General features: G+C 73.3%; 22 protein-coding genes. 13 read left to right on the top strand and 9 right to left on the bottom strand.

The genetic code is table 11. The features are described 5' to 3' along the window. Window positions 1–76: 76 nt before the first annotated feature. Entirely contained in the window at window positions 77–1021 is a 945-nt protein-coding gene (locus tag NCI01_RS14835) for a LysR family transcriptional regulator (protein ID WP_254182274.1), read from the top strand. Here the strand turns inward: NCI01_RS14835 and hemE are convergent. Continuing rightward, window positions 967–2028, bottom strand: coding sequence for a uroporphyrinogen decarboxylase (gene hemE, locus NCI01_RS14840; RefSeq protein WP_254182275.1), 1062 nt, complete (start codon window positions 2026–2028; stop codon window positions 967–969). The genes NCI01_RS14835 and hemE overlap by 55 nt on opposite strands. A 71-nt stretch (window positions 2029–2099) precedes the next feature. Here hemE and NCI01_RS14845 point away from each other — a divergent pair, with 71 nt between their 5' ends. Then, window positions 2100–2720 (top strand): DUF3000 domain-containing protein, encoded by a 621-nt coding sequence (locus NCI01_RS14845; protein WP_254182276.1) that lies wholly within the window; start codon window positions 2100–2102, stop codon window positions 2718–2720. Window positions 2721–2724: 4 nt separating this feature from the next. After that, window positions 2725–4050 carry an HRDC domain-containing protein gene (locus NCI01_RS14850; protein ID WP_254182277.1) on the top strand — a complete coding sequence of 442 codons (1326 nt, stop codon included), beginning with the start codon at window positions 2725–2727 and terminating at the stop codon, window positions 4048–4050. Window positions 4051–4053: 3 nt separating this feature from the next. On the opposite strand, the gene NCI01_RS14855 is transcribed toward NCI01_RS14850, so the two are convergent. From NCI01_RS14855 to NCI01_RS14875, 5 genes are all read right to left on the bottom strand, one after another. Then, the gene (locus NCI01_RS14855; protein WP_254182278.1) at window positions 4054–5466 is read right to left on the bottom strand and encodes an ABC transporter substrate-binding protein; all 1413 of its coding nucleotides are present in this window, start codon (window positions 5464–5466) and stop codon (window positions 4054–4056) included. 9 nt (window positions 5467–5475) lie between these two features. Then, window positions 5476–5943, bottom strand: coding sequence for a type II toxin-antitoxin system PemK/MazF family toxin (locus NCI01_RS14860; RefSeq protein WP_254182279.1), 468 nt, complete (start codon window positions 5941–5943; stop codon window positions 5476–5478). A 138-nt stretch (window positions 5944–6081) separates the two neighbouring features. Continuing rightward, window positions 6082–6675 carry a hypothetical protein gene (locus NCI01_RS14865; RefSeq protein WP_254182280.1) on the bottom strand — a complete coding sequence of 198 codons (594 nt, stop codon included), beginning with the start codon at window positions 6673–6675 and terminating at the stop codon, window positions 6082–6084. Window positions 6676–6695: 20 nt separating this feature from the next. Beyond that, window positions 6696–10592, bottom strand: coding sequence for an ATP-dependent RNA helicase HrpA (hrpA, locus tag NCI01_RS14870; protein ID WP_254182281.1), 3897 nt, complete (start codon window positions 10590–10592; stop codon window positions 6696–6698). Window positions 10593–10738: 146 nt separating this feature from the next. Then, the gene (locus NCI01_RS14875) at window positions 10739–11173 is read right to left on the bottom strand and encodes a hypothetical protein (RefSeq protein ID WP_254182282.1); all 435 of its coding nucleotides are present in this window, start codon (window positions 11171–11173) and stop codon (window positions 10739–10741) included. Between the two features lie 256 nt (window positions 11174–11429). On the opposite strand from NCI01_RS14875, the gene NCI01_RS14880 reads away from it, so the two are divergent. The 6 genes from NCI01_RS14880 to NCI01_RS14905 all read left to right on the top strand — a co-directional run bounded on the left by NCI01_RS14880 (window position 11430) and on the right by NCI01_RS14905 (window position 16807). Further along, window positions 11430–11837, top strand: a complete 408-nt coding sequence (locus tag NCI01_RS14880; RefSeq protein WP_254182283.1) for a YciI family protein — start codon at window positions 11430–11432, stop codon at window positions 11835–11837. Beyond that, window positions 11834–13009 carry an RNA polymerase sigma factor gene (locus NCI01_RS14885; RefSeq protein WP_254182284.1) on the top strand — a complete coding sequence of 392 codons (1176 nt, stop codon included), beginning with the start codon at window positions 11834–11836 and terminating at the stop codon, window positions 13007–13009. Before NCI01_RS14880 ends, NCI01_RS14885 begins: the two co-directional genes overlap by 4 nt. A 39-nt stretch (window positions 13010–13048) precedes the next feature. Then, the gene (locus NCI01_RS14890; RefSeq protein WP_254182285.1) at window positions 13049–13774 is read left to right on the top strand and encodes a response regulator transcription factor; all 726 of its coding nucleotides are present in this window, start codon (window positions 13049–13051) and stop codon (window positions 13772–13774) included. Continuing rightward, window positions 13774–15189 (top strand): sensor histidine kinase, encoded by a 1416-nt coding sequence (locus NCI01_RS14895; RefSeq protein ID WP_254182286.1) that lies wholly within the window; start codon window positions 13774–13776, stop codon window positions 15187–15189. Before NCI01_RS14890 ends, NCI01_RS14895 begins: the two co-directional genes overlap by 1 nt. Before the next feature lie 20 nt (window positions 15190–15209). Next, window positions 15210–16043, top strand: a complete 834-nt coding sequence (locus NCI01_RS14900) for an SDR family NAD(P)-dependent oxidoreductase (RefSeq protein ID WP_254182287.1) — start codon at window positions 15210–15212, stop codon at window positions 16041–16043. Between the two features lie 194 nt (window positions 16044–16237). Beyond that, window positions 16238–16807, top strand: coding sequence for a ribonuclease FAU-1 family protein (locus NCI01_RS14905; RefSeq protein WP_254182288.1), 570 nt, complete (start codon window positions 16238–16240; stop codon window positions 16805–16807). Here the strand turns inward: NCI01_RS14905 and NCI01_RS14910 are convergent. Beyond that, window positions 16785–18206 (bottom strand): threonine/serine exporter family protein, encoded by a 1422-nt coding sequence (locus NCI01_RS14910; RefSeq protein WP_254182289.1) that lies wholly within the window; start codon window positions 18204–18206, stop codon window positions 16785–16787. The genes NCI01_RS14905 and NCI01_RS14910 overlap by 23 nt on opposite strands. 79 nt (window positions 18207–18285) lie before the next feature. Between NCI01_RS14910 and NCI01_RS14915 the strand changes: the two genes are divergently transcribed. Then, the gene (locus tag NCI01_RS14915; protein WP_254182290.1) at window positions 18286–19419 is read left to right on the top strand and encodes a glutamate--cysteine ligase; all 1134 of its coding nucleotides are present in this window, start codon (window positions 18286–18288) and stop codon (window positions 19417–19419) included. Window positions 19420–19535: 116 nt separating this feature from the next. Next, on the top strand, window positions 19536–20948 hold the full coding sequence (locus NCI01_RS14920; protein ID WP_254182291.1) for a WS/DGAT/MGAT family O-acyltransferase: 1413 nt from the start codon (window positions 19536–19538) through the stop codon (window positions 20946–20948). A 91-nt stretch (window positions 20949–21039) separates the two neighbouring features. Here the strand turns inward: NCI01_RS14920 and NCI01_RS14925 are convergent, their stop codons facing one another. Beyond that, window positions 21040–22266, bottom strand: a complete 1227-nt coding sequence (locus tag NCI01_RS14925) for a site-specific DNA-methyltransferase (protein ID WP_254182292.1) — start codon at window positions 22264–22266, stop codon at window positions 21040–21042. Between the two features lie 113 nt (window positions 22267–22379). On the opposite strand from NCI01_RS14925, the gene NCI01_RS14930 reads away from it, so the two are divergent. Further along, entirely contained in the window at window positions 22380–23831 is a 1452-nt protein-coding gene (locus NCI01_RS14930) for a phosphodiester glycosidase family protein (RefSeq protein ID WP_254182293.1), read from the top strand. Window positions 23832–23847: 16 nt separating this feature from the next. Here the strand turns inward: NCI01_RS14930 and NCI01_RS14935 are convergent, their stop codons facing one another. After that, window positions 23848–24456, bottom strand: coding sequence for a hypothetical protein (locus NCI01_RS14935; RefSeq protein ID WP_254182294.1), 609 nt, complete (start codon window positions 24454–24456; stop codon window positions 23848–23850). A 98-nt stretch (window positions 24457–24554) separates the two neighbouring features. Here NCI01_RS14935 and NCI01_RS14940 point away from each other — a divergent pair, with 98 nt between their 5' ends. Then, window positions 24555–25592: a GTP pyrophosphokinase gene (locus NCI01_RS14940; protein ID WP_302182086.1), complete on the top strand. Its 1038-nt coding sequence runs from the start codon at window positions 24555–24557 to the stop codon at window positions 25590–25592. Window positions 25593–25611: the final 19 nt, after the last annotated feature.

Raw genomic sequence — 25611 nt, forward strand, 5'->3', positions numbered from 1 at the left:
TTGCCGTCCACCCGTGATCCGGCCCCACCAGACCCCCCGACAGACCCCCCGACAAACCCACCGGCAGGAGCAGAACGTGCGGATCGAACAGCTTGAGTACCTCGCGGCGGTGACCGAGCACGGCTCTCTGCGCCGCGCGAGCGAGGCCATGCACATCTCGCAGCCGGCCCTGAGCGAGGCGGTGACCAAGCTGGAGAAGGAGCTCGGCGCGACCCTGCTCGACCGCCGGCGCACGGGGTCGCGGATCAGCCGTCAGGGGCTCGACCTGCTCCAGAACATGACCGAGGTCCTCGAGGCCGTCGACCGGTTGCGCCAGGCCGCGGGCCAGCAGTCCGTACGCCGTCGCGACCTGCGGATCGGCACCGTGGTGACCGCGTCCGCCAGCCTCCTCGCCCCCGCCCTGCGCGACCTGCACGCCCAGCACGGGTCAGGAGGCGTCGAGGTCGTCAACGGGCGCCAGGTCGACATCCAGCAGGGCCTGGCCGAGGGGTCGCTCGACCTGGGCCTGGTCAACGTGCTGCCCGGCGACGAGGTGCCGCCGACGCTCGTGGCGGACCGGCTGATCGAGGGCACCCCGGTCGCCTGCCTCCCGGTCGGGCACCCGCTGACCGCCAAGGAGCGGGTCACCGTCGACGACCTCCGCGCCGAGCCGCACGTCCTGATGCGGCCCGGCTTCGTGATGCACCGCTACGCGCACCGCCTCTTCGCCGGCAACCTGCCGGGCACGACGTACGCCACCGACGGCGCCGAGATGGGCAAGGCGATGGTGGCCGCGGGGCTGGGGCTCTCGGTGCTGCCGGACTTCTCGATCGTCGCCGACCCGCTCGTCGGGGCGGGCGTGCTCACCACGCGTCCGATCCAGACCGACCAGACGACCGTGACGCTGCTGATGCTGCGCCGGCGGGCCGAGCGCGTGCCCGAGCCGCTGCGCGACCTGCAGCGGGCGCTGGCGCGCCGGGCCCGGATCTACCTCGCGTCGGCCGACCAGCCCTGGACGAACTCGGTCAGCGCCGTGAGCTGACCCGGGTCGGTCGCGGGGATGACACCGTGCCCGAGGTTGAAGACGTGACCCTTGGCGTGCCGGCCGGCCTCGAGGACCTCGGCGGCCCGCGCGGTCATCACCTCGGTCGGCGCGAAGACGAGCGTCGGGTCGAGGTTGCCCTGCACGGCGCGGTCGCCCACGAGCGGGATCGCGTGCTCCAGCGGCGTACGCCAGTCGACGCCGACCACGTCGGCACCGGCCTCGCCCATCAGGCCGAGCAGGTTGGTGGTGCCGACGCCGAAGTGGATGCGCGGCACCCCGAGCTCGCCGGCCGCGGCGAGCACCCGCTGGGAGTGCGGCATCACCGACGCGCGGTAGTCGGCAGGCGTGAGCGCGCCCGCCCAGGAGTCGAAGAGCTGCACGGCCGACGCGCCGGCCCGGACCTGGATGGCGAGGTAGGCCGCGGCGATGCCGGCGATCTTGCGCATCAGCGCGTCCCACACGTCGGGTGCGCCGAACATCATCGCCTTGGTCTTCGCGTGCTCCTTCGACGGCCCGCCCTCGACGAGGTAGGACGCGACGGTGAAGGGCGCACCGGCGAAGCCGATCAGCGGCGTCGCGCCGAGCTCGGCGACGAGCTGGCCCACGGCGCGCGTGATGTAGGGGACGTGCTCGGGCGTGAGGTCGGGGATCGCCTCGACGTCGGCCAGGGTGCGCACCGGCGAGGCCACGACCGGACCCACGCCGGGCTTGATGTCGAGGTCGACGCCGACCGCCTTGAGGGGCAGCACGATGTCGGAGAAGAAGATCGCCGCGTCCACGCCGTAGCGGCGCACGGGCTGCAGGGTGATCTCGGTGACCAGGTCGGCGTCCATGCAGGACTCCAGCATCCCGACGCCCTCGCGCACCTTCAGGTACTCCGGCAGCGACCGGCCCGCCTGCCGCATGTACCAGACCGGGGTGTGGGAGGGGACCTCCCCGCGCGCCGCCGCGAGGAAGGGGCTCGAGGCCAGTCCGGGGTGGGGCGTGCGTACGGCGTCGGTCACCCACGAATCTTCGCAGGTCAGGCGGCGTGGCGGCACATCGGCAGAGGCGGGCGCTGGCCTACGCTGACCTCATGGTGGCCCGTCACGAGACCCACCCGGGCAATGCTGCCGCGGCTGGGCCCGCGGAGTTCCGCGCGGCTGTGAAGTCGATGCGTCGGGCCACGCTGCGCCCGGAGGTCTTCTGCGAGGAGATGCCCGCCCCGCAGCGCATCGCGCCGTGGTCGTCGGCGCTCAGCGGTGACGTCACGGTCGACGAGGAGGACCTCGGCACCGGCCGGCTGATCCTGCTGCACGACCCCGCCGGCAACGACGCGTGGGACGGCACCTTCCGCTGCGTGGCCTACGCGCGCGCCGACATCGACCCCGAGCTCGGCGCCGACCCGATGCTCGCCGCCGTCGGCTGGTCGTGGCTGGTCGAGGCGCTCGACGCCCACGGCGCCGGGCACCACGCGGCGTCGGGCACCGTCACCTGCGTCACCACCGAGAGCTTCGGCGGGATGGCCGACGAGGCCGGCTCCGCCCAGGTCGAGATCCGCGCCTCGTGGACGCCCGAGGTCGACGAGGACGGTGGCCTCGACATGACCGCGCACGTCGAGGCATGGGGCGAGCTGATGTGCACCGCCGTGGGCCTGCCGCCGGTGCCCGAGGGCGTCACGGCCATCCCAAGCCGACGCGGGCAGCGCGGCACCTGACCCGATGCCCGACACCGCTGACCACTCCCCCACTGGCGCCCGACCCGAGGGCGACCCGGCCGACGTCGCCGCCACCGAGACCCCGGCCGCCGAGACGCCGGCCGCGGAGCCCGAGGCCCCGCCCGCTCCGCTGCTCGAGCTGCGCGACGGCCTGCCCGACGTGGTCGACACCGACGCGGGCCTGCTGGAGGCGTGCGCGGCGCTCGCGGCCGCGACCGGGCCGGTCGCCATCGACGCCGAGCGGGCCTCGGGCTACCGCTACTCCAACCGCGCCTACCTCATCCAGCTGCGCCGCGAGGGCGCCGGCACGTGGCTCGTCGACCCGATCGGCATGTCGACGCTGGCGCCGCTGCAGGAGGCGCTCGAGGGCACCGAGTGGATCCTGCACGCCGCCACCCAGGACCTGCCGTGCCTGCGCGAGGTCGGCCTCACGCCGACCAGCCTCTTCGACACCGAGCTCGCCGGCCGCCTGCTCGGCTACCCCCGCGTCGGTCTCGCCACGCTGGTGGAGACGGTGCTGGGCCAGCGGATGCGCAAGGAGCACTCCGCGGCCGACTGGTCCACGCGCCCGCTCCCGGAGTCGTGGCTCGAGTACGCCGCGCTCGACGTCGAGGTGCTCCTCGAGCTGCGCGAGCACATGGTCACCGAGCTCGAGCGAGCCGGCAAGGCCGAGTGGGCCCGCCAGGAGTTCGACCACCTGCTCGACTTCGAGCCCACCGTCCGCGTCGACGCGTGGCGTCGTACGTCCGGGGTGCACCGGCTGCGCGGGCGTCGCGCCCTCGGCGCCGCCCGCGCCCTGTGGGAGGCGCGTGACGAGATCGCCGCCGAGCGCGACGTCACACCGGGCAGGATCCTGCCCGACTCGGCGATCGTGGTCGCGGCGACGGCCATGCCGACCGACCGGCGGGCCCTGCTCGCCACCCAGGGATTCCACGGCCGCGGCGCCAGCCGCTACGCCGCGACCTGGGTCGAGGCCCTGCGCCGCGTCCGCGAGATGGACGAGGACGAGCTCCCCACCCGGGCTCCCCGCGGCGACGGCCCCCCGCACCCGCGCACCTGGGCCGAGCGCGAGCCGGTCGCCGACCGTCGCTTCAAGGCCGCGCGTGAGGCCATGCTCAACCTCGCCGAGGTGCACCACCTGCCGGTCGAGAACCTGCTCACCCCCGACTACCTCCGCCGGCTGATGTGGTCGCCCCCGGAGACGCGCGAGCCGGCCGAGCTGGCCCAGGCCGTCCGCGCGCAGCTGGCGTCCTACGGCGCCCGGCCCTGGCAGGCCGAGCTGGTCACCGGCGCGCTGGTCGGCGCGATCCTCGGGGCCGAGCGGGAGTAGCAGTCACTCCGACGGGGACTCGCTCGGGTCCTCCGTCGGCTCCGGGCTCTCCGACTCCTCCTCCGGCGAGAGGATGGTGCGCGACGTCTCGTCGATCTGCTCGGTCGTGGCCTCGAGGTCGAGCACGCCCGGGGAGGTGACGAGGCTCTCGAGCAGCGGGGTGACCGCCTCGACGAGCTCCTCGCGCTGGTCGATGAACGGCGGCACCACCATGTAGCGGATGTTCTGGTTGAAGATGTCCGCGCTCGCCGGCTCGTCGTAGGGCGCGAGGAACTGCGGCGAGGCGGCGACCGAGGTGTTGGCCGGGACGATGTAGCCGGTCGTCGCGACCGTGGCGCTCGCGGCGTCCGACACGGCGTAGGCGATGAAGTCGGCCGCGTCGCCGGTCACCTCGGAGTCGGCCGAGATGCAGAGCCCGCTGACGTCACCGACGGTGGCGCGGGTGTCGATGATCGGCATCGGCAGGACGTCGAAGTCGAGGTCGTCCGCCGCGCGCAGCTCCGGGACGAGGTTGCGGAAGCCGGCGATCATCGCGAGCTCGCCGCGCTTGAAGAGCTGCACGGGCGTGGCCCGGGCGAGCTGGGCGTTGGTCGGCGTGAGCGTCGGGTCGCGCAGGATCTGCAGGGTCTGCTCCAGCGCTTCGCGCGTGTTGTCGTCGGAGAAGGCCAGGGACGTCGGCTCCTGGTCGTCGTCGAAGACCTGGCCGTCGCCGGAGTAGATGAACGGCGCCAGCCCCTGCAGGGTCGGGTCGATCCAGACGCCGCGCGGGTCGCCGCGCCGGCTGGCGAACCGGGCGGCCGCCTCGAACTGGGCCAGCGTCCACCGCTCGCGGACGCCCTCGTCGTTGACGGTCGGCACGTCGAGCTCGCGCCGCTCCATCTTCTCGAAGTCGACGATGTCGGTGTTGTAGTAGATGACCATCGGGGAGACCGAGTAGGCCATGCACTGCAGCTCGTCGTCCATCGCGAAGGCGTCGACGGCGTCGCGCGAGAAGCGGTCGCCGAAGTCGACGCCGCGCTCGTCGAGCAGCAGGCTGACCGGCTGCAGGGCCTCCGCGTCGACGAGCTCGTCGAGGTCGATGCGCGAGGTGAGGAAGGCGTCCGGGGCGTTGCCGGCGAGCACGTCGGCGAGCGCCGACTCGTGGTCGGGCCACGACTTGAGGGTGACCTTGCGGGTCGTGGAGGAGGCGTTGAAGGAGTCGACGACGCTCTGGAACGCCGCCACCTCCTCCTCGCTGCCGTAGGCGCCGAAGGTGACCTGGCGCGGCTTCTCCGTCGGCTTGCCCGACGCCCCGGCGCTCGGCGAGCGGGTCGGCTGCGGGTCGGGCTCGGCCTGGCTGGTGCAGGCGGCTGTCGTCAGCGCGACCGTGAGGGCCGTCGCAAGCAGGGCACTGCGGCGTGAGGAGGAGCGAGACACGGCGAAACCCTAACGTCCGAGACCACGCCGGGCCTCGACGACGGACGTGAAGATCGTCTCGTCGAGCGCAGCCCCCTCCCGTCGTACGCGGCCGCGCTCGAGGTGGATCAGCCGGTCGAGCCGGACCTCGCTGGGCCGGCCCTGGGAGTCCCACCCGCCGGTGCCGACGTCCATCCAGTAGCGGCCCCATCGGGCCTCGTCGGCGGCATCGCGGTCGTGGTCCTGGCTGCTGAGCATCAGCCCGACCCAGCCGTCGCCGTCGGTGTCGAGGACCAGCACGGGCCGGTCCTTGCCCTGGCTCGGGTCGTCCTCGTAGGGCACCCACGCCCAGACGACCTCGCCGGGGTCGGGCTCTCCGTCGATCTCCGGCGCGTACGACGCCCCGGCCGCCGGGCTGCCCGGGCTGGCCGGGCTGGAGGTGCCGCTCGGGGTCGAGGATCCGGAGAAGAACGCGCTGATGCGCTTGGCGATGCCCACTCCCGGAGCGTAGTCGCGGGACGAAAGTGAGTGAGTGCGCCGGACCGGGAGCGCCTCACGGCGCGTGGCCGCTCGTAGCGGCTTATTTTGGGACCCGGGGCTGCCACAGCCCGACGCACTCACGGATATTTTAACGCCTCAGGCGAGACTGTCCCTGATTTCCACCTGTCCGGCGGCCTCGAGCTGCTCGGAGAGGGCCAGCATCCGGGTGATCTCGCCGTGCGACGCGCTGCCGAGCGTGGCGCGGCCGGCGGCGACGATGCGGGCGAAGGCGGCGGCGCGGAAGAGGGTGACCGCGAAGTCGCCGCGGGTGATGCCGCGCAGCACGTCGTCGACCATCCGGCGCAGCTCGTCGGGACCGGGCGGGTCGGCGACCCCGGCGACGACGCGGGCGACGTCGACGCGACGTTGCCCGGCCTCGTAGTCCCCCGCCACCCGGTCCGGGTCGGCGTGCACCCACGAGCGCAGCAGGAACAGTCGCCACAGGCTCCCCGCGAGCGTGTCGGCGGGGGCGCCCGACCAGACCTCGGCGAGCGTCTCGAGCCCCTCGGTGTCGGCGAGGTGCACCACGCGCTCGGCCAGCTCGGGGTCGTCGGACGCGCGGGCGCCGCGCACGAGGACCGTCGCGGCCAGGTCACCGGCCTCGCGCACCTGCGCAGGATCGGCGCCTCCCACGATGTCGGCGAAGAAGCCGTCGCCGGGCGTCATCGGGCGGTGGTGCTGGCGGGTCACCGGTCCAGCGTAGGACGCCGCTAGGAGGACGCGCGCGCCATCACCTTGCGGATGCGCTGGTCGCTCACCTTGGTCGCCGTCCCGAGCTGCTGGGCGAAGAGCGAGACGCGGTACTCCTCGAGCAGCCACCGGGCGTCACGCAGGTGCTGCGGCACCGGCTGCCCCTCGGGGAGCGCGGCGACGGCGTGGAGCCACGCCTCCTGCAGGCCGGCGAGCTGGTCCATCAGCTGGCGGTCACGCGCGACCTGGCCGTCGAGCCGCTCGCGCCGATGGGTGACGGCGGCGAGGTAGCGCGGGTAGTCGCGCAGCCGGCGCACGCCGGCCTCCCCGATGAACCCGGGCGCCATCAGCCGGCCGACCTGGGCGCGCATGTCGGTGAGCGCGGGGAGCGTCATCAGGTCGGCCCGCCCCGAGATCGCCTTGTCGGTGGTGCGCCACGCCTCCAGCACCCGCATCACGTCGTGCACCGCCGGGCCCAGCCCCGCGGCGACGGCCTCGCGGGAGGCCGCCACCACGGCGTCGTACGCCGCCTCGTCGCGCACGGTCGGGTGCTGGTCGACGACCTCGCCGACGATGCCCGCCCGGACGTCGTCGAGCAGGTCGGCCACCGACGGGTAGGGCGAGCCGACGAGGGCGAGCTTGGCGCGCTGGTCGAGGCCGGCCGCGGCCAGCACGTCGTCGACCGGGTCGGCCGGGCCGAGCGCGAGGAGCACGAGACGTCGTACGCCGAGCCGGTGGTGGGCCGCGGCCTCGTCGGCGGTCGCGAGCACCTGGAGACCGACGGTCGTCCCCTCGTCGACGAGCGCCGGGAAGCCGCGGACCTCGTGGCCCGCGCGGCGCTGGACGAAGGACTCCTCGACGGTCCCGAAGGTCCACCCCACCTGGCCGGTCGCGGTCACGCCCGAGTCGGACGCGACGTCGGCCATCGCCCGCTCGAACGTGGGCCGCAGCGGCTCCTTGAGCGCGTCGAGGTCCTTGCCGCGACCGGCCTCGGCACCCTCCTCGGTCACCACCCGGTAGGTCGGCTGGAGGTGCGCCGGGACCTTGGACCAGTCCCACGCCTCGCGCGGGATGACGAGGCTGCGCGTGCTGCGGGCGAAGCGCTCGAGGGCGTCGAGGATCGGCTCGGCTCCCGGCGGGGTCGTGTCGAGGAACTCGCGGGCGGTGTTGGGCGCGGGCACCATGGCGACGCGGAGGTTCTTGGGCAGCGAGCGGATCAGCTCGGTGACCAGCTCCTCGCGCAGCCCGGGCACCAGCCAGGAGAAGTCGTCGGCCTCGATGCGGTTGAGGGTGGCGACGGGGACGTCGATGGTGAGCCCGTCGTCGGCGGCACCCGGCTCGAAGTGGTAGCTGATCGGGAAGGTCAGCCCGGCCTCGTCGCTGTCGTGCCACTGGGTCGGGAAGTCGTGCGCCCGCACCTCGCCGGCCGTGTCGTGCGTGAGCATCTCGGGGTCGAAGGTGAGCAGGTCGGGCAACTTCTGCCGCGCGCGCTTCCACCACTGGTCGAAGTGCTGCCCGCTGACGACGTCGGCGCCCACGCGCGCGTCGTAGAACTCGAAGAGCGTCTCCTCGTCGACGACGATGTCGCGGCGCCGTGCCCGGTGCTCGAGCTCCTCGGCCTGCTCGAGGAGGCGGGTGTTCTCGACGAGGAACCGGTGCCGGGAGTCCCACTCGCGCTGCACGAGGGCGTGGCGGATGAACAGCTCGCGGGCGAGGGGGGCGTCGATTCGGCCGTACTGCACGAGCCGGTCGGCGACCAGCGGGACGCCGTAGAGGGTGACCCGCTCGCGTGCCATCACCGCGGCGCGCTTGCGCGACCAGTGCGGCTCCGAGTAGGTCCGCTTCACCAGGTGGGCGCCGAGGCGCTCGGCCCACTCGGCCTTGATGGCGGCGTTCTGGCGGGCCCACAGGCGCGAGGTCTCGACCAGCTCGGCGCTCATCAGGAAGTCGGGGTTGCGGCCCTTGAGGACGCTGCCGGGGAAGATCGCGAAGCGGGCGTTGCGGGCACCGAGGTACTCCCGCATCGGGCGCCGCTCCCCCGGCTTGGCCTTCTCGCGCTCCTCGAGCGCTCCGACGTGGCTGAGCAGGCCGGACAGCAGGGCCTGGTGGATGCCGTCCTCGTCATGGGCAGCCCCACCTTCTGCAGCCTTGTCGGTGGTCGAGTGCGCGGCGAGGGACGAGCCGCGTGTATCGAGACCCATCTCCTTGCACACCTGGCGCAGCTGGGACTCGTAGTCCTGCCACTCACGGATGCGGAGGTAGTTGAGGTGCTCGCGCTTGCACATCCGCCGGAAGGCGCTCGAGGACAGCTCGCGCTGCTGCTGCTTGAGGTGGCGCCAGAGGTTGAGCCAGGTGAGGAAGTCGCTGGTCTCGTGCTTGAAGCGCGCGTGCAGCTGGTCGGCCTGCGCCCGCTGCTCCTCCGGCCGCTCCCGCGGGTCCTGGATCGACAGGGCGGCCGCGATGACCAGGACGTCGCGTAGGCAGCCGAGGCGCTCGGCCTCGAGGATCATCCGCCCCAGCCGCGGGTCGATCGGGAGCCGGGCGAGGCGGCGGCCGACGTCGGTCAGGCGCACGCCGGGACGGGACGTCATGGGTCTCGCCGGTTCGGACCGACGATTCTCATGACGCCCGGCATCGGCGGCAGTCGTCACCGCGCCGAGCTCCTCGAGCAGGTCGGTGCCGGCCTTGATGTTGCGGCGGTCCGGCGGCTCCACGAACGGGAAGCGGGCCATGTCCCCGAGTCGGAGGGAGGCCATCTGCAGGATGACGCTGGCGAGATTGGTGCGCAGGATCTCCGGGTCGGTGAACTCCGGGCGCGCCTCGAAGTCCTCCTCGGAGTAGAGCCGGATCGCGATGCCCTCCGAGACGCGGCCGCAGCGCCCCGAGCGCTGGTTGGCCGAGGCCTGGCTGATGGGCTCGATCGGCAGCCGCTGCACCTTGGTGCGCACGGAGTAGCGGCTGATCCGCGCGACGCCGGTGTCGACGACGTAGCGGATGCCGGGCACGGTGAGCGACGTCTCGGCGACGTTGGTCGCGAGCACCACGCGGCGCACCAGCGAGGAGTGGCTGGAGAAGACCTTGTGCTGGTCGGCCGCGCTGAGCCGGGAGTAGAGCGGCACGATCTCGAGGCGATCGCTGCGCAGCGCGTCGAACGCGTCGGCGGTGTCGCGGATCTCGCGCTCGCCGGGCAGGAAGACGAGGACGTCGCCGGGCCCCTCGGCCGAGAGCTCCCGCACGGCGTCGAGGATCGCCTCGGTCTGGTCGCGCTGGACCGGCTCGCCCTCCTCGTCCTCCTCGGGAAGCTCCAGGAGGGGGCGGTAGCGGACCTCCACGGGGTAGGTCCGACCGGAGACCTCGACCACGGGCGCGTCGAAGTGCGCGGCGAAGCGGTCGACGTCGATCGTCGCGCTGGTGATGATCACCTTGAGGTCGGGCCGGCGCGGCAGCAGCCGCTTGAGGTAGCCGAGCAGGAAGTCGATGTTGAGGCTGCGCTCGTGCGCCTCGTCGATGATGATCGTGTCGTACTTGCGCAGGTCGCGGTCGCGCTGGAGCTCGGCGAGCAGGATGCCGTCGGTCATCAGCTTGACCCGGCTCGCGCGGCTGGTGCGGTCGGTGAAGCGGACCTGGTAGCCGACGACGTCGCCGAGCTCGGTGCCGAGCTCCTCGGCGATCCGCTCGGCCACCGAGCGGGCGGCGATCCGGCGCGGCTGGGTGTGGCCGATCAGCTTGCCACCGTCGGCCGACCCCAGGCCGCGACCGAGCTCCAGGCAGATCTTCGGCAGCTGGGTGGTCTTCCCCGACCCGGTCTCGCCGGCGACGATGACGACCTGGTGGTCGCGGATGGCCGCCGCGATGTCGTCGCGGCGCGCGGAGACCGGGAGCTCCGGCGGGTAGGTGATCTTCACAACGGGCGCCATTCTCGCCCACCGGTGGAAGTGATTTTCGGGCGCGGTCCTCTTCAGCGATCCCCGGCCGGCCGGGGATCGCTGAACATGTCGGCCCGTGCAGCGCCTGACAGGTTCAGGGAACGCCTGACAAGTCGCCCACCTCGGGCGGTGCGACCTCAGCTGGCGGAGCCCTCCTCGTCGTCGGGCGCGGTGGTGGGCGGCAGCTGACCCGGTACGCCGCGGGGGCCGCCGGGCATGCCACCGCGGTCGCCCGGACCGCGGTCGTCGTCGCGCTGCACCCAGCCGTCGCGATCCGGGCCGTGGTCGTCGTCGACCGCGGCACTGACCGCGGCCCACCCCAGGCCGCCGACGATGAGGCCGGCCAGCGCGGACGCGATGAGGGCAGCGAGCCCGTACGTCCGGTCGCCGTCGCGGGAGCCGCGCCACGTCCGCAGGCGCTCGCGGAAGCCGCGCCTCTGCGCGGCGTACGCGGCCGCCGGGGGCTCGGTGGCCGCCGGCGTCGGCGGGGGCGTCGGCGGGGCCGTCGGCCGGGGCTCGGCACCGGCGGGCCGCACCGGCTGGGTCTCGTCGTGGGGCTTGTCATCACTCATGGTCCGAGCGTGCGCGTCGTTGCTGTGCGCGGGCTGTGGACCGTCCCTGAGCCCGCCGTGAGGCGCTCGGAAGAACTGCGGCCGAACGACGCTCGCACGGCTCCGCGGTCGTCGTACGGCCGCAGTTCTTCACCCCTCGTCGACGCGCCGGACTCCTCTCGGAAGAAATCCTCTGGTGGATGTCGAGGACCCGCGTCCGGCTCCGTCCCCGGGGTGGACGCGGCCACAATGGGCTGCACCTGACAAGGAGAACGACATGCCGAAGTACCTGCTCCTCAAGCACTACCGCGGCGCCCCGGCCGCCGTGAACGACGTCCCGATGGACCAGTGGGCACCCGAGGAGGTCGATGCGCACATCCAGTACATGGACGACTTCGCCAACCGACTCCGGGAGACGGGCGAGTTCGTCGACGGGCAGGCGCTGGCGCCCGACGGCATGTGGGTCCGCCACGACGGTCCGGGGAAGGCGCCTGCGGTCGACGGCCCGTTCGCCGAGACCAAGGACCTCATCGCCGGGTGGATGATCATCGACGTCGACGACCGCGATCGGGCGGTCGAGCTAGCCGGCGAGCTGTCGGCAGCACCCGGTGCCGGCGGCAAGCCGATCCACGAATGGCTGGAGGTGCGTCCGCTCCTGCAGCACCACTCCGAGAGCGTGGAGTGAGCGACCCCTTCGACGGGGCCACGCTGCGTCCGCTCGTGCCGGCGGTCATCGGCGTCCTCGTCCGCCGCGGAGCCGACTTCGCGACGGCCGAGGACGCCGTGCAGGAGGCGCTCGTCGAGGCGTGGCGCACCTTCGGCGCCGGGTCGGCGGAGCCGCCGCGCGACCTCAAGGGCTGGCTGGTCACCGTCGCCTGGCGACGGTTCCTCGACGTCGTACGCGCCGAGACCGCGCGGCAGCGGCGCGAGGTGGCGGTCGACCTCGAGCCCGAGCCGGGCCCGACCGAGACGGCCGACGACACGTTGCGGGTGTTCTTCCTCTGCGCGCACCCGGCGCTCTCGCCGACGTCGGCGGTCGCGCTGACCCTGCGCGCGGTCGCCGGGCTCACGACGCGGCAGGTCGCCGAGGCCTACCTCGTGCCCGAGGCGACGATGGCGCAGCGGATCAGCCGCGCGAAGCGGACGGTGTCGGGCGAGTCGTTCGACCGGCCCGGCGACCTCGCGACGGTGCGCCGGGTGCTCTACCTCGTCTTCAACGAGGGCTACACCGGCGACGTCGACCTCGCCGCCGAGGCGATCCGGCTGACCCGCCAGCTCGCCGCGCTCGCCGGCCCCGACGGACCGGACCCGGAGACCGACGGCCTGCTCGCGCTGATGCTCCTCCACCACGCGCGTCGCCCGGCGCGCAGGCGCGACGACGGTACGATCGTGCCCCTCGCCGAGCAGGACCGTGGCCTGTGGGACACCGCCCTGATCGAGGAGGGCGTCCGCGTCCTGCAGGCCGCGCTCGCCCGCCAGCGCCGCGGCGAGTACCAGCTCCAGGCAGCCATCGCCGCCCTCCACGCCGACGCCCCGAGCGCCGCGGAGACCGACTGGGTGCAGGTCGTGCAGTGGTACGACGAGCTGCTGGCGCTCACCGGCAGCCCGGTCGTGCGGCTCAACCGGGCGGTGGCCGTGGGCGAGGCCGACGGACCCGGGGCAGGCCTCGCGGCGCTCGCCGAGGTCGACCCCGCGCTGCCCCGCCACCGCGCCGCAGCGGCGTACCTCCACGAGCGGGCCGGCGACCTCGCCACCGCCGCGCGGCTCTACGCCGAGGCCGCCGAGCTCGCGACCAACCTCCCCGAGCGCACGCACCTGACCCGGGAGGCCGCCCGCCTCAACCGGGCAGCCCGCTGACAGGCGACGCACAGCAACCCCACAGGAAGTCGGGGCAGGATGCTGTCCGTGCAGCAGCTCACCCGCCCCGACGGCTCCCCCGTGCGCGTCCTCGTCGTCGACGACGAGGTCAACATCGCCGAGCTCCTCGCGATGGCGCTGCGCTACGAGGGCTGGGACCTCCGCATGGCGCACAGCGGCAGCGACGCGGTCGCCGCCGCGCGCGACTTCCGGCCCGACGCCGTCGTGCTCGACATCATGCTGCCCGACTTCGACGGGCTCGAGGTGCTGCGCCGGATGCGCGCCGACGGCAGCGACGTGCCGGTCCTCTTCCTCACCGCCAAGGACGCCGTCGAGGACCGCATCGCGGGCCTGACCGCCGGTGGCGACGACTACGTCACCAAGCCGTTCTCCCTCGAGGAGGTCGTGGCCCGGCTGCGCGGGCTGATCCGGCGCGGGGGCACCGCGGCCCAGGCCGAGGCGAGCAACGTGCTCGTCGTCGGCGACCTCACCCTCGACGAGGACAGCCACGAGGTGCACCGCGCCGGCGAGGAGATCACGCTGACGGCGACCGAGTTCGAGCTGCTGCGCTTCCTGATGCGCAACCCGCGGCGCGTGCTGAGCAAGGCGCAGATCCTCGACCGGGTCTGGCAGTACGACTTCGGCGGGCAGGCCAACGTCGTCGAGCTCTACATCTCCTACCTGCGCAAGAAGGTCGACGCCGGCCGCGAGCCGATGATCCACACCATGCGCGGCGCCGGCTACGTGCTGAAGCCGGCGTCCTGATGGACCTCACCGGCCCGCGGCTGCCGCGCACGCTGACGGCGCGCCTGGTCGCGGTCGTCGTCGTGCTCGTCGCCGCCTCCGCGCTCCTGATCGGCGCCGCCACGGCGCTGGCCATGCAGCGCAACCTCGACCAGCGCCTCGACGCCGACGTCCGGGATGCCGCGCGCTTCGTCGCCGGACCCCGTCGACCGGACCGCGACGACGACGACTTCGGTCCCGGCCAGCGGTACGGATCGATCGAGGCCTACTACCCCGACTCCGGCGAGTCGTGGGGAAGCGTGCTCTCCGAGCGTGAAGGGGAGGGCTGGTCCGCCTCGACCGCGCTCGACACCGCCCAGCTCACCGCGCTGGACTCCCTCCGCGCGGACCGCGACCCCCAGAGCGTCGACGTCCCCGACCTCGGCAGCTACCGGGTGCTGGTGACCGACGTGTCGGGTGGGACGGTCGTGGCCGGGCTCCCCCGCAGCGAGGTGGCCGAGACGGTCGAGCGGCTCGTCCAGCTCGAGCTCCTCACCGGCCTGCTCGGCGTGCTCGCCGCCGCCGGCGCGGGCACCTGGGTCGTACGCCGCCAGCTGGCCCCGCTGCGCGAGGTGGCCGCGACCGCGCACCGGGTCGCCGAGCTGCCGCTGGCGTCCGGTGAGATCGAGATGACCGAGCGGGTGCCGGCCCGGCTGACCGACGAGCGCACCGAGGTCGGCCAGGTCGGCTCGGCCCTCAACGCGATGCTCGACCACGTCGAGGCCTCCCTCGGCCAGCGCCACCGGAGCGAGCAGCAGGTGCGCCAGTTCGTCGCCGACGCCTCGCACGAGCTGCGGACGCCCCTCGCGACCATCGCCGGCTACACCGAGCTGGCCCGCCACCGCCCCGAGACGAGCGGCACGGCGCTCGACAAGGTGGAGACCGAGTCGGCGCGGATGACGGCCCTCGTCGAGGACCTGCTGCTGCTCGCCCGCCTCGACTCCGGCCGGCCGCTGGAGCGGCGGCCGGTCGACCTGTCGCGGCTGCTGCTCGAGGCCGTCGACGACGTACGGGTGGTGGACGCGGAGCGGTCGTGGCGGCTCTCGCTGCCCGACGAGCCCATCACCGTCACCGGCGACGAGGCCCGCCTGCACCAGGTCGTCAGCAACCTGCTGACCAACGCCCGCAAGCACACGCCGCCGGGGAGCACGGTGACCGTGACCGCGACCGACCGGGGCTTCACGGTCCACGACGACGGTCCCGGGTTCGCCCCCGGCCTGGCGCCGCACGCGTTCGAGCGCTTCACCCGCGGTGACGCCGCCCGCACCCGCGGTGGGGCGGGCCTCGGGTTGTCATTGGTGGAGGCGATCGTCGGCGCCCACGGCGGGACCGTGACGCTCGACAGCCGGCCCGGTGACACGACGATCGCCGTCGAGCTGCCCTCCCCCCGGCCGTAAACGCGAGTTACGGTGGCGGCATGAGCCTGGGCACCCTCACCGACAAGGTCGTCGTCATCACCGGGGCGGGCGGCGGCATCGGCCGCGCCCTCGCCCTCCGCAGCGCGCGGGCCGGGGCGCTGCTCGCCCTGTCCGACTGGGACGGCGACAGCCTGGCCGAGACGGTGGGGCTGGCGGAGCAGGCGGGTGCGACCAAGGTGCGCCACGACGTCGTCGACGTCTCGGACCGGGCCGCCGTCGCGGCGTGGGCGGACGGCGTCGCCGAGCAGTTCGGCCGGGTCAACCTGGTCGTCAACAACGCGGGTGTCAGCGCCACCGGCGACTTCGCCGACCTGACCTACGACGACCTCGACTGGATCGTCGGCATCAACTTCTGGGGCGTGGTGCACGGCTCCAAGGAGTTCCTCCCCCACCTCGTCGCCAGCGGCGACGGCGCCCTGGTCAACATCTCCTCGCTCTTCGGCCTGGTGTCCGTGCCCGGCCAGTCGGCCTACAACGCCACCAAGTACGCCGTCCGCGGCCTGACCGAGGCCATCCGCGGCGAGATGCTCGTCGCCGGCCACCCCGTCACGATCACCTGCGTGCACCCCGGCGGGATCCGCACCGGGATCAGCCGCCACGGGCGCAAGGCCGCCGGCCTCGACGCGGCCCGCATCGACGCGCTCTTCGACACCAAGCTCGCCACGATGTCGCCCGACCGGGCGGCGGAGATCATCCTCGACGGCGCGCTCGCGGGGAGGCCGCGCGTCCTCGTCGGCCTCGACGCGCACGTCATCCACCACTTCGCGCGGATCCTGGGCGCCCGCTACCAGGACGTCGTCGCCCGCTGGACCGCCCGCATGCCGCTGCGCTGACCGGGCACTTCCTCGCGCACCACCCCGCTGACCGGGCACTTCCTCGCGCCCCACCCCGCTGACCGGGCACTTCCTCGCGCACCCTCTCCCCCTCTAGCGCGAGGAGCTGCCCGGTCGGCGCTCCCTAGCGCGAGGAAGTGCCCGGTCGGCACCATCTGGCGCGAGGAAGTGCCCGGTCGCCTAGGTTGAGGGCCATGGAGCCCGGGACCCCGATCCGCTGCGAGATGACCAAGTGGGGTGACCGCCCGCACTGGCAGTTCCCCGGACTCCACCTCGGCGCCGACGAGCACGGCGAGTGGCTCGGCTTCCCCGCGGGCACGCACAACCAGCGCCCCGGGCACCAGTTCCACTCCGCCGTCGCCGCCGTGACGCTCGTCCAGCCCGACCGGTGGCACCTGCCGACCTTCCAGGCGCCCGGCATCTGGTGCGACCTCTACATCGACATCACCACCCCCGCGACGTGGGACGGGCACGTCCTCCGGGCGGTCGACCTCGACCTCGACGTGATCCGGCTGTCCGACCCGCTGCCCGACGAGGTCCGCGACGAGGCCGTGGACGAGGGTCGCACCGCCGGCGAGATCTTCGTCGACGACGAGGACGAGTTCGCCGAGCACCAGGTCGCCTTCGGCTACCCCGCCCACGTCGTCGCCGGGGCGCAGGCCAGCTGCGACGAGCTCGTCGCGGCCGTGCGCGCCGGAGTGCCGCCCTACGACGGCGCGCACCGGCGCTGGCTCGACGAGCTCAGCCGTCTGACGTCTGCCTGAGGGCGCGTCGCTCGGCCCGGGTCATCGCCCGGAACGGGCCGACCAGTCGCGGCCCGGCCAGCCTGCTCTCCAGCTTGCGCGCCTCCCGCTTCAGCGGCTGGGCGACGTACTCCCCGAGGATCACGCCGGACGCCAGCGCGATGGCGACCGTGATCGCCGTCATCAGCGCGAGGATCCCCTGGGAGGTGAAGGCGCCGCCCTCGGCGAGGAAGGTGAGCCCGCGGTAGATCGACAGGCCGGGCAGGAACGGCACGATCGCCGGCACGGCGACCACCAGCGGCGGCACCCGCACCCGCCCGGCCACCGCGTAGGCGACGAGGCCGATGAAGAACGCCGCCGCGCCGGCCGCCGTGGCCCGGCCGAAGCCGGCCACCGAGATGCCCTGCGAGATCAGGGCCGCGACGGCGGTGATGAGCGCGATCGGCAGCACCGCGCGCCGAGGGGCGTACGACGCCACGCTGAAGGCGGCCGCCGAGACGGCCGCGCCGCCGAGCACCGCGGGCAGGTCGGAGATGCCGAGCGCCCCGGGCACCAGCTGGCCGAGCTCGAGCCCGGCGCCGGCCGCCACCGAGATGCCGAGCCCGACGCCCGCGATGATGCCGGCGGTGGCCATCATCGCCTCGATGAGCCGGGCGCTGGAGGTCAGGTAGAAGCCGGTGAGCGCGTCCTGCACGGCGCCCATCAGGCCGATGCCGGCGAGCAGCAGGATGATGTTGGCGGTCACCACCACCGACGGGTCCACCTCGATCGGTGTCGCCGCCACCGCGGCGGCGAGGAGCGTCGCGATCGCCCCGCCGGCGACCTGGAGGTAGAAGAACGGCAGCCGCCGCCGCGCCAGCACGATCTGCACCCGGTCGATGAGCGCGGCCGCGACCGCCGCCACGATCGAGACCACCGGCCCGCCGCCCAGGAAGACGCCGACGGCCGCAGCCATCACCATCCACGCGACGGTGACGCCCCAGCGCGGCAGGGCATGGCCGAGCGAGACGATCGTTGCCATCCGCGACCGCGCCAGGTAGAGGTCCGCCTGGTCGGTGAGGATGTCGCGGACCAGGTGGTCCACCGCGGTCAGGTCCTGGTAGTCGATGTCGCGCTGCTGGACGTGGCGCAGCATGAGCGTCGGTACGTCGTCGGGCGAGCGCTGGTGGCTCATCGACAGGGCCGTGAAGGTCACGTCGATCTCGGCCGAGCGCAGGCCCAGGTGGTCGGCGACCGAGCGCATGGTCGCGGTCACGTCCGCCGCGCCCGCGCCCGAGGACAGCAGCATCTCCCCGATGCGCAGGCAGAGGTCCATCGTCAGGTGCACCTCGCGGGCCCGCTCGGCCTCGAGCCGGGCCTCCGGGTCGGTCTCCGGACCCTCGTCGTCCGGCGTGCTCGGTCGTGCGTCCACCTGGTCCACGCGGCCATGGTGGCAAAGGCGGCGTCCGGCCCGACACAGGGGTGAGCCCGCACCGCGGGGGCGTCCTTAGACTCGAGGCATGCGCATCGACTTCCACGCGTCGCCGGAGCCGACGCTCGGCGTGGAGTGGGAGTTCGCCCTCGTCGACCGGACCAGCCGCGACCTCGTCAGCGTCGCCTCCGAGGTCCACGAGCTCGCCGCGGGGCGGCTCGACCGGCCCGAGCGGCTGCACAAGGAGCTGCTGCGCAACACCGTCGAGGTCGTCACCGGCATCTGCGACACCGCCGGCGAGGCCGTCGCCGACCTGCGGGACACGCTGGCCGTCGTCAGGCCCGCGGCCGCCGAGCTGGGGGTCGACCTCCTCGGCGCCGGGTCGCACCCCTTCGCCGACTGGTCCCACCAGCAGCTCACCGAGGGCCACCGCTACGCCGAGCTGATCAACCGCACGCAGTGGTGGGGCCGCCAGATGCTCATCTGGGGCGTCCACGTGCACGTGGGGATGCCCGAGCGCGACCGGGTGATGCCGGTCCTGGCGTCGATGCTGACGACGTACCCCCACCTCCTCGCGCTGTCGGCCAGCTCCCCCATCTGGGCCGGCCAGGACACCGGCTACGCGTCCAACCGCGCGCTGATGTTCCAGCAGCTGCCGACCGCCGGGCTGCCCTTCACGTTCGAGACGTGGGCCGAGTTCGAGAAGTGCATCGCCGACCAGACCACGACCGGGATCATCGACTCGATGGCCGACGTGCGGTGGGACCTGCGCCCCGCGCCCCACCTCGGCACCCTCGAGCACCGCGTCTGCGACGGCATGTCCGACCTGGGCGAGCTCGGCGCGCTCACCGCGCTCGTCCACTGCCTCGTCGTCGACCTCGACACGCGGCTCGCCGCCGGCGAGGACCTGCCGACCCTGCCGCCGTGGCAGGTGCAGGAGAACAAGTGGCGCGCCGCCCGCTACGGCGTCGACGCGATCATCATCCTCGACGACCGCAACCGCGAGCGGCTGGTCACCGAGGACCTCGACGACCTGCTCGAGCAGCTCACGCCCGTGGCCAAGCGGCTCGGCTGCGAGGACGAGCTGCGCACGGTGGCCGACATCCCGGTCCGGGGCGCGTCCTACCAGCGCCAGCGCGCCGTGGCCCACGAGTCCGGCGGCGACCTGGTCGCGGTCGTCGACGCCCTGGTCGACGAGCTGGCGCACTCGCTGGAGTCCTGAGGCCCCTCTCCCGGGCGCGGTCCTTGCGTGCGCCCTTGTGGCGCCCGCCGGGGGACGAGAGGATGCCCGGACCTCGCGCCCCACCGGGCGCGAGGGCAGACACGGAGGAGCAGCCAGTGGTGGACCCGATCGACCCGACCGCGACCGGCTTCCTGCTCGCCGAGAACCGCAACATGCCGATGCACGTCGGCGGGCTGCAGCTCTTCGAGAAGCCCGAGGGTGCGGGCCGCGGCTACGTCCGCGAGATGTACGAGCAGATGCGCGACGTCGAGCAGGTCGCCCCGCTCTTCCTCAAGCACCCGCACCGCTCCGTGCGTACGGCGGGGCAGCTGGTGTGGGTGCCCGACGAGCAGTTCGACATCGAGCACCACGTCCGGCACAGCGCGCTGCCGAAGCCCGGCCGGATCCGTGAGCTGCTGGAGCTCTGCTCGCGGCTGCACAGCACCCGGCTGGCCTGGGAGCGTCCGCTCTGGGAGGCCACCGTCATCGAGGGCCTGCGCGACGGCCGCGTGGCGATGTACACCAAGACCCACCACGCCCTCGTCGACGGCGTCTCGGCCATGCGCCTGCTCGCGAGCGTGCTGTCGACCGACCCCGACGAGCGCGACATGCCCGCCCCGTGGGCGATGCGCCCGCGCACCCGCACCTCGTCGGAGGAGTCCTCGAGCACCGGCGACGCGTCTCTGGCCGACGTCACGGCCGCCACGATGCGTACGGCGCTCGCGATCGCCTCGGAGGCCGCCGGCATGCCCGGCGCGCTGGTGAGGACCCTCAACAAGAGCGTGCGCAACGAGACGTCCGCGCTGTCGCTCTACGCCCCGCGCACCATGCTCAACCAGAACATCACCGGATCGCGCCGCTTCGCCGCCCAGGACTGGCCGGTCGAGCGGCTGCGTGCCGTCGGCAAGGCCACCGGCACCACCATCAACGACGTCGTGCTCGCCATGGTCAGCGGCGCCATGCGCACCTACCTGCTCGACCTCGACGCGCTGCCCGACACCACGCTCATCTCGATGGTGCCGGTCGGGCTCAACGCCAAGCAGTCGCAGCTCGCCTCGACCGACGGGGGCAACGCGGTCGGCTCGGTCATGGTCCAGCTCGGCACCCACCTGCCCGACCCCGCCGACCGGCTCGCCGCGATCCACCGCTCGATGAAGGACGGGAAGGACAGCCTCTCGTCGATGACGCCTACGCAGATCCTCGCGATGAGCGCGCTGGGGCAGGCGCCCGCCATCCTCGGCCCGTTCCTCCGGATGCAGGGCATCGTCCGCCCGCCCTACAACCTCATCGTCAGCAACGTCCCCGGCCCCCGCACCACCCACTACTGGAACGGCGCCAAGCTCACCGGCACCTACCCGCTCTCCATCCCGATCAACGGGATGGCCCTCAACATCACCTGCACGTCCTACGACGGCAAGATGTGCTTCGGGCTCACCGGCTGCCGCCGCACCGTCCCCCACCTCCAGGTGCTGCTGCAGTACCTCGACTCCGAGCTGAAGGCCCTCGAGCGCGCCGCCGGCGTCCGCTGATCCTCGCGGCGCCACTCCTGTCCCTGGAGTCACCGGATAACGGCTGAGACTCCCGCTTTGCACCCCAGATCTGGGGTGCAAAGCGGGGCGGTCACCGGATATCCGGTGACCGCCCCTCGGCGACCTCGAGCCCGCCGCCGACCCGGTCCGCGACGGCGGTCAACCGGGCGCGGGTGATGTCGGCGACGGTGTCGAGGCCGGCGAGCCGAGCGTTGGAGCCCTCCCGGGTCGGCTCGGCGGAGTTGATGCTGATGCAGCGGCGGGTGCCGCCGTCCGCGGCGTTGGCGAGCGCGACCGCGTGCCCGGTGGTGCCGCTGCCGGCGAACGGGTCGAGCACGACCACGTCGGAGGGCAGCGTGGACAGGATCCGGCGGACCAGGCCCGTCGGCTTGGGGGACTCGAAGACGTGGCCGACGAGCGCCTTGAGCTCGGCGACGGCCGTGTCGGTCGAGCCGATCTCCTCGGCCAGCCAGATGGTGCGCAACTTCTTGCGGCGCCCGCCCTCACGGTGCAGCCAGTCGCGCTGGAAGATGTCGGCCCGCTCGCCGCCGCGGCCGCGGATCACCCGGCACTCGAGGTCGTCGGGGCGCTCCTCGACCCGCGGCCGCGACCACCGCCACACCGCCGGACGCCCGTCGCCGAAGACCGGCGTCAGCGCCGTGCTGCCGGCGAACTCGGTGATGGAGACCCGGCCGGTCACCGGGTCGCCGTGCAGCGGGTAATGGAGGGTCGGGGTGCTGACGGGGTTGAACTTCTTGTTGGTGTTCCTCAGCGGCAGGTAGCGGAACCGTCGCCCGTCGGCCGTCGTCAACGGGAAGTCGGCCTCGTCCACGGCCTCGGTCGTCGACCCGTCCACCACGCAGGAGGGCAGGTCGCGCGCGTACGCCAGGACGTACTCGTGGCTGGTCGCGAACCCGCGGCCGAGCTGGCGGCCCTTGGGGTTGAGGTTCACCACGACCTGGGCGAGGAAGTTGGCCTCGCCGAAGACCTCGTCCATCAGCAGCCGCAGATGGGCGGCCTCGTTGTCGTCGATGCTGACGAACACCGCCCCGTGCGGTGCCAGGACCTCGCGGACGGCCTCGAGGCGCGGGCGCATCATCGCGGTCCACGCCGCGTGCCGGCCGGCGTACGGGTCGGTGTGCGAGGCGTCCCGGAAGCGGTCGGCGTAGGCGAAGTCGTTGCCGGTGTTGTAGGGCGGATCGGTGTAGACGACGTCCACCGACCCCGCCGGGAGCAGCGGGAGCACGTCGAGGTTGTCGCCGACGTGGAGCGTGTTCCACGGCTGACCCCGGTGCGGGTACGTCGACGCGTCGGGCACGCCCGGAAGCCTAGGCGCTCGGCCGGGCCGAGGGCCCGACGTGGCCGGCGAGGGCGGAAATCGGTGATCCCAATTTTCCCACCAGTCCCACAACGTCCTTTACTGTGGAGCGCGTGTCTTCCTCCACGCGCCGCTCCCAGCCCGCCGCCCGCCGCTCCGCGCCCGCTCGCGGACGGGCGCTGACGCTCGCCACCGCGGGGGTCCTCGTCGCGGGCCTCGCGCTCAACGTCGGCGTGGCACCGTCGGTCGCCGACGACGGCGACCGCACCGGTGACGTGCAGGGCCGCGGGCTGACCCAGGGCGGCGACAGCGGCTACCGGGGCCGCAACCAGACCTCCGACGGCAAGCCCGGACTCGTGGTCGGTCCTCCGGTCAACGCGCGTGGCCGCACGGCGCGGGTGCTCAACGACGTCAGCTACGAGATCGCGCCCGGCGTCGTGCTGCGCGAGTGGGACCAGGTCGACGGCCGCCAGCCCATCGGCCAGGTCCGGATGAACCTCGTGACCGTCAGCCTCGACGCCCCCAACATCTCCTTCGAGGAGTTCTCCCCGACCTACGTCACCAGCCGCAAGAAGGTCAGCCAGCTCGGCGGGTGGAACGACGCGCTGACCGCCGTCAACGGCGACTTCTTCGACATCGGCCGCACCGACGCCCCGCTCGGCGTGACGATCAACCGCGAGGACGGCATCCTCACCGGGTCGCGCGAGGGCTGGATCCCCGGCGTGAACTCGTCGCTCTGGTTCGACGACTCCGGCCCGCACGTCAGCCCGCTGGCCATCGACTGGACGATCCGCCAGCGGCGCGCCTGGACCGTCAGCGGCGTCAACCACCCGATCGTCCCCTCGGGCCAGATCGGTGTCTTCACCTCCGACTGGCACCGCACCGAGGGCTACCAGGTGACCGCCGGAAAGAAGCGGGCGCGCGAGGTCGTGCTCCACAAGAACCGCGTCATCTCCAACCGGCCCAAGCTCTCCGACGGCCGCAAGATCAAGCAGAAGGAGCGGGTGCTCATCGGCACCGGCCCCGCCGCCGCCAAGCTCAAGACCCTCAAGCGGGGCAAGAAGCTGACGATCTCCCAGCGCATGGTGGGGGGCAAGCCGACCGTCGCGATCAGCGGCGACCGCCCGCTGCTCGTCAACGGCGTCCGCAGCGTCGTCAACAACACCATCGCCCACCCGCGCACCGCGGTCGGCATCGACGCCGACGGCCGCAAGCTGCTCATCCTCGTCGTCGACGGACGCTCGTCCGCGAGCCGCGGCTACACGATGGTCGAGCTCGCCGACATCATGACCGCCCTCGGCGCGGAGAACGCCATCAACCTCGACGGCGGCGGCTCCTCGGCGATGTACACCCGCACCGGCACCGGCGCCTTCGGCATCGTCAACGAGCCGTCCGACGGCGGCGAGCGCCTGGTGCCCAACTCGTTCGGCGTTGTCTACCACGCCGAGCTCCCGCCGGTGGTCCCGATCCTGCCGACCACCCCGACGCCCACGCCCACCCCGACGCCCACCCCGACGCCCACCACTCCTCCGACGACGCCGCCCACCACGCCGCCGGTCCCCTGACGGGGCTGACGGGGGCTCAGGCGTCGGGCGCGGCGAAGACCACGACGTAGGTCACCGGCGCGAAGCACTGCACGGTGTTCTTCGGCAGCGTCGGCACCACCTGGAAGCCGGCCTCGCCCGCGTCGACGGCCACACTGCTCGGCGGCTCGCAGCCGGTCGACACGACGGCACCGTAGGGCGTCGCACCGGGCGAGCCCACCTCGGCCACCGCGTCGGTGACCAGCTCGGGCAGGCCCGCCTGGAGGCCGACGACGAAGTCGTCGACCGCCTGCTCGGTGTCGAGGGCGAGGGCCATCGTCGAGGGCGCCCCTCCGCCCTCGGTCGCGCTCACGACGACCGCCTCGGTGACACCGGCGGACCCGGTCGTCCGGATCGGCGCGACGTCGCCCGGCGTCGACGCGGACGGCGTCTCCGTCGGCGACTCGCTGGGCGACTCGGAGGGCGTCTCGCCCGGGGTCTCCGACGGACTGGGCGTGCTCGTCGTCCGTGCCGGGTCGGTGGCCGTGGTGCCGTCGTCGTCACCGCAGGCCGCGAGCCCGCCTCCCAGCGCGAGAGCGGCCAGGACGGCGGGGACGACGGACGCGGACCGGGTGCGGGCGCCCGATCGGCGCGGTGAGGTGCTCATGGTGCTTCGACGATAGCGACGCCCGTCCGGCTCCCCCGGAGGCTCGCGCGCGGGACGTCGCATCGACGTCGTACGGCCCGCACTGGCAGGCTGGCGCCATGAGTGGCCCCGAGAACCAGGCCGAGCCGGTCAACCAGTCCGAGCTGGTCAACCAGGCCGAACCGGTCCGCGAGGCCGTTCGCGCCTACGCCGCCCGGCAACCGCAGCTCGTGGCCGCGACCGCCGGGTGGGTGACGCTGGTGCGCACCCTGCTCGACGACGCGGGCATCGACTACCTCAGCGTCACCGGACGCACCAAGAGCGTCGCGTCGTTCTCGGCCAAGGCCAACCGCGTCCACGACGGCCGCCCGCTCTACGCGGACCCGCTGCAGCAGGTGACCGACCAGATCGGCGTCCGCGTCATCACCTACGTCCACAGCGACGTGGCCGCCGTCGCGGAGCTCCTCGACGAGGAGCTGACCATCCTCGACGACCGCGACCTGGGCGAGGAGACCGCACGCGCGGGCCGGTTCGGCTACGCCAGCCGGCACCTGCTCGTGCGCACCGACGCCGGCGACGACCAGCACCCCGAGCTCGTCGGCGAGCGGGCCAGCATCCAGGTGCGGACGGTGCTGCAGCACGCCTGGGCGGAGTTCGAGCACGACATCCGCTACAAGGGCAACGTCCCCGAGGACGCGGCCGCCGACCTCGACCGCCGCTTCACCCTCGCCGCCGGGCTGATCGAGCTCGCCGACCGGGAGTTCGCCACGATCCGCGAGCGCATCCAGCAGGCCGCGCCCGGCAGCACCACCGAGGCCGACGCCGACCACATCGTCGGCCAGGAGCTGGCCACCTTCCTGGCCGGCCACTACAGCGACGCCGGCTGGTCGCACACCGACCACTACGACTGGATCGCCGGGCTGCTCACCCAGCTCGGCATCGACAGCGTCGACGACCTGGCCGACCTGCTCACGTCCGTCGACGCCGACGCAGTGATCCGGCGCATGGGCTACCGCTACCCCGCCGGGGCCGTACGCCGCCTCGACGACGCGCTGCTCGCGATCTTCGGCGAGCAGTACGTCACCCTCGAGGGCAACAGCCACCGGGTCCCGCTGCTGCGCGCGCGGCTGGAGAAGCTCACCACGCCCGAGGCCTGAGGTCGGCTGGAGCTGCGCC

Source organism: Nocardioides pinisoli (genome assembly GCF_024199985.1).
Lineage (GTDB): Bacteria > Actinomycetota > Actinomycetes > Propionibacteriales > Nocardioidaceae > Nocardioides > Nocardioides pinisoli.

Excerpts from the sequence above, each read along its gene's own strand:
- NCI01_RS14845 (WP_254182276.1), top strand. The coding sequence starts at position 2,100 with ATGGTGGCCCGTCACGAGACCCACCCGGGCAATGCTGCCGCGGCTGGG.
- NCI01_RS14850 (WP_254182277.1), top strand. The coding sequence starts at position 2,725 with ATGCCCGACACCGCTGACCACTCCCCCACTGGCGCCCGACCCGAGGGC.
- hrpA (WP_254182281.1), bottom strand. The coding sequence starts at position 10,592 with ATGGCGCCCGTTGTGAAGATCACCTACCCGCCGGAGCTCCCGGTCTCC.
- NCI01_RS14875 (WP_254182282.1), bottom strand. The coding sequence starts at position 11,173 with ATGAGTGATGACAAGCCCCACGACGAGACCCAGCCGGTGCGGCCCGCC.
- NCI01_RS14880 (WP_254182283.1), top strand. The coding sequence starts at position 11,430 with ATGCCGAAGTACCTGCTCCTCAAGCACTACCGCGGCGCCCCGGCCGCC.
- NCI01_RS14890 (WP_254182285.1), top strand. The coding sequence starts at position 13,049 with ATGCTGTCCGTGCAGCAGCTCACCCGCCCCGACGGCTCCCCCGTGCGC.
- NCI01_RS14895 (WP_254182286.1), top strand. The coding sequence starts at position 13,774 with ATGGACCTCACCGGCCCGCGGCTGCCGCGCACGCTGACGGCGCGCCTG.
- NCI01_RS14900 (WP_254182287.1), top strand. The coding sequence starts at position 15,210 with ATGAGCCTGGGCACCCTCACCGACAAGGTCGTCGTCATCACCGGGGCG.
- NCI01_RS14905 (WP_254182288.1), top strand. The coding sequence starts at position 16,238 with ATGGAGCCCGGGACCCCGATCCGCTGCGAGATGACCAAGTGGGGTGAC.
- NCI01_RS14915 (WP_254182290.1), top strand. The coding sequence starts at position 18,286 with ATGCGCATCGACTTCCACGCGTCGCCGGAGCCGACGCTCGGCGTGGAG.
- NCI01_RS14935 (WP_254182294.1), bottom strand. The coding sequence starts at position 24,456 with ATGAGCACCTCACCGCGCCGATCGGGCGCCCGCACCCGGTCCGCGTCC.
- NCI01_RS14940 (WP_302182086.1), top strand. The coding sequence starts at position 24,555 with ATGAGTGGCCCCGAGAACCAGGCCGAGCCGGTCAACCAGTCCGAGCTG.